This window comes from Candidatus Propionivibrio aalborgensis (genome assembly GCF_900089945.1).
Lineage (GTDB): Bacteria > Pseudomonadota > Gammaproteobacteria > Burkholderiales > Rhodocyclaceae > Propionivibrio > Propionivibrio aalborgensis.
The window spans coordinates 1-2777 of record NZ_FLQY01000229.1 but is presented as its reverse complement, the minus strand read 5'-3'; the positions used below and the strand labels follow the sequence as shown (position 1 = coordinate 2777).

The window sequence follows — 2777 nt, the reverse complement described above, 5'->3', positions numbered from 1 at the left end:
CGCCAGCAGCGTCGGATCCGAGAACAGGAAGATCTTGATGCGCAGCGACTGTTTCGCCGCAGCGATGGCATCGACGAAGGGCTGGACGGTGTCATCCGGCAAAACTATGAGAGAGCGATGCATGAGAGGTGGGCTCCAAGGGTTGTCTGCTGGCAGGTCGCGAACAGTTGTGGCGCTGAACTCCGGGAAAAGCACGAGAGCGTGTTTGACTGACAGGGAAATATATCGCTGGGGAAGTTCCGGTGTCTACCAATATCGCCAAGGCAGGTACTCGCCCGGCTTCATGGCCAGGGTTTCAGATTCAACGTGCGCTGAATTTTCTCGCGCAAGACATCAGGCACGCCTGCCTCTTCAGCAAACGATCTCCATTCCGATACCGTCGCCTGCACCTCGGCAACGATTTTCGCAGCGCGCCCGCGTTTCATCGAAGCCGTCTTTGCGCAGGCGTTGAAGTCCTCCATCGTGAAATCGTCGCGTTTTCCATTCATCGTCATCTGATGGCGCGCCGTCCACGCACCCGCAGGATTGAAGCTGTAGGTCATATCAAAGGCCGGCGACAACCGCCACTCACCGGATTTGTTCATCAGGAAGGCGATGTTCTTCACGTGGTCGTCCTGATTGCGGGCCACGATGTTGAATACCATGCGCCGAAACAGTTGCTCGACGGCCTGCATCGGCAACTGCAATTGCCGCATCACCAGCAACGCCTGCTCGTAGCTGTAGGCGCCTGCCATGTTGAAATCGTAGTGCGCCAGCGCGCAGAGCGACTGCATGTGAAGTTTTTCACCAGCAGCACTGCCAACAATGCGATCGAAGCGGCGCGTCATGAAATGCGAGCGGCCGTTCTCCTTGAATAGCCGGCATTCACTGATCTGGATGCCACATTCAAGCGCCATCAGGTAATACGCATACTCGATCACCCCGTAGCCTTTCGGGTCGTCCAGTTCCTTATCCTTGTTGCCGCTGACGCCGTCAAATTTCAGCAGCCAGTATTCGAATCCCTGGCCGGCTTTGACCTGGCCGGACCGCACTTCATTGGTTTTCGGGTTCCATGCGATGACCGCCTTCGCCCTCGCGCCGCCGGCGGATGTGCCCACGCGCAAGATATTCCTCAGCGCATCTTCTCCGCCTTCGGCCGCAAGAGTCGCCTGCAGCTTGTTCCGGTGGGTCAGTATCTCCGACGCAAGCTCGACCAACTTGCCGACCTCAATGTGCGTTGTCTCCTTTGCCCTGGGGCCGATGGCCGGGGCGAACTCCAGCGCCCCCATGCCGCGTTCGCCGGTATAGCAAAGCCGCTCGACGGCGTTGAAGGAACCCGGTTGCCGCCCCTGCGATGCCAGCCAGGCATCAATCAGCGCATTGCCGAATTTGTCGGGCAGCGAGTCGGCCAGCAGGCCGGGCAGCCCGAGAAAAGTCGGACGGGAAAGCTCGGGGAAGCGGTACACGCGCCGGGAAGGCGGCATCACGATCGGCGCGACCTGAATGCCGCTTTGCGCGAATTCCGCATCGTATTCAAAGCTGGCGACTTCGTCACCATCCGGTAGTGAGACGGCGCCGATGGTTTTGCCCCACAGCCTGACTTCGGCAAGCGTGCTCATGGTTTCTCGCAAGCGTGCTCAGGGCTTCTCATCCCAGCTCCACGATTTGCCGGTCGCCTTTGCGGCACGTTGGCCCGAAGCCCGTTGCCGGACCTTACCCTTGCGCTTCAACAAATCCATCGGTCTGGGCCCGGACTCCGGAATCAGGCTATCCAGCCCGGACGCGGCGCCCAGCACCCGCAGCACACGAATCAGGGTGGCCAACTGTGACGTCTGCCCGGCCTCCATACGCTCAAGGGTGCGCTTGGCGATACCTGCCTGTTCAGCCACAGCCGCCTGGGTCAACTGCAATTCAATCCGACGACCGGCTATCCGTGCGCCCAGTTCGGCCAGCACGGCATCATCGGTGAGTAAACCAGTGATTCTCATAGTCGTAATAAATTGCGAACACGCCGATTGAATTGCTATATATCGTCAGTTATTGCGATATATACCCCAATGGCTTGCTTTAGTCAAGTCGCAAGAAATAGCGAGTTAATTATAATAATAGTACTTAATCGCAATATATTGCGATATATATTGCCCGAGCAGGGCGCCCTCGGCGTCGGTGAAGCGTGTGTTGAATTCCCCCAGCGGGGTGTCGAGCCGGTCGTCGAAGAAGAGCAATCGCTTTTCCGGAGTATTCAGATATCTTGCGTCCGGTGGAATGATGGGTTCGACCCCAGGTGAGAGAACTACGCTGCCCTGTGTTGGGACACGTACTCACGCAACGCTTCGTCCATGCGGGTTTGCCAACCCGCGCCCATAGCCCGGAACTAAGCAAGCACCGCGGGGCTGTAACTGCAACTTGTTCCTTGGTTGGGTGCTTGTTTGGCCCGCGAGTACGACGCGCGGCAACCACTTTGCGCAGTTCGTCTGCCGAATGGGTAACAAAAGCACTATTCCAATCGTCCGGTTTGGTAGCCGGCGCATCATTTACAGAAACGTGACCACGCTTCGCGCTCATGTTTTTCCGCCTTTCGCGCCGAAATAATATGGGGCCATTCGTCGTCGCCCGGCGTCCAGACAACGAACATCATTTCGCCAAGACGAAGCGGATCGAATGCCGAAGCTTGTCGGGCCCGGATTTCCTGTGGTTGGTCTTGCAGCATGTGCTGCCCAAAGGTTTCCGGCGGGCGCGTACCCCAAGAGTACTTCTTCGGTTCGGCTTTGCCTCTCCTCAGGGCGAAACTTCGGTTT

At 57.9% G+C, this 2777-nt stretch carries 2 protein-coding genes and 2 pseudogenes; 1 reads left to right on the top strand and 3 read right to left on the bottom strand.

The features are described 5' to 3' along the window. Window positions 1-281 precede the first annotated feature (281 nt). From PROAA_RS11465 to PROAA_RS19415, 3 genes and pseudogenes are all read right to left on the bottom strand, one after another. The gene (locus tag PROAA_RS11465) at window positions 282-1598 is read right to left on the bottom strand and encodes a type II toxin-antitoxin system HipA family toxin (protein ID WP_186411473.1); all 1317 of its coding nucleotides are present in this window, start codon (window positions 1596-1598) and stop codon (window positions 282-284) included. Between the two features lie 18 nt (window positions 1599-1616). Next, a complete protein-coding gene (locus PROAA_RS11460) occupies window positions 1617-1967 on the bottom strand; it encodes a helix-turn-helix domain-containing protein (protein WP_186411472.1) in 351 nt (116 codons plus the stop codon). A 305-nt stretch (window positions 1968-2272) separates the two neighbouring features. Continuing rightward, a pseudogene (locus PROAA_RS19415) lies at window positions 2273-2350 on the bottom strand (BrnA antitoxin family protein); the annotation flags it as partial. A 270-nt stretch (window positions 2351-2620) separates the two neighbouring features. Here PROAA_RS19415 and PROAA_RS19340 point away from each other — a divergent pair. Continuing rightward, window positions 2621-2777: pseudogene (locus PROAA_RS19340) on the top strand (transposase); the annotation flags it as partial.

Bases quoted from the DNA above. Each gene is read 5' to 3' on its own strand.
- PROAA_RS11460 (WP_186411472.1), bottom strand. From the start codon at position 1,967: ATGAGAATCACTGGTTTACTCACCGATGATGCCGTGCTGGCCGAACTG.
- PROAA_RS11465 (WP_186411473.1), bottom strand. From the start codon at position 1,598: ATGAGCACGCTTGCCGAAGTCAGGCTGTGGGGCAAAACCATCGGCGCC.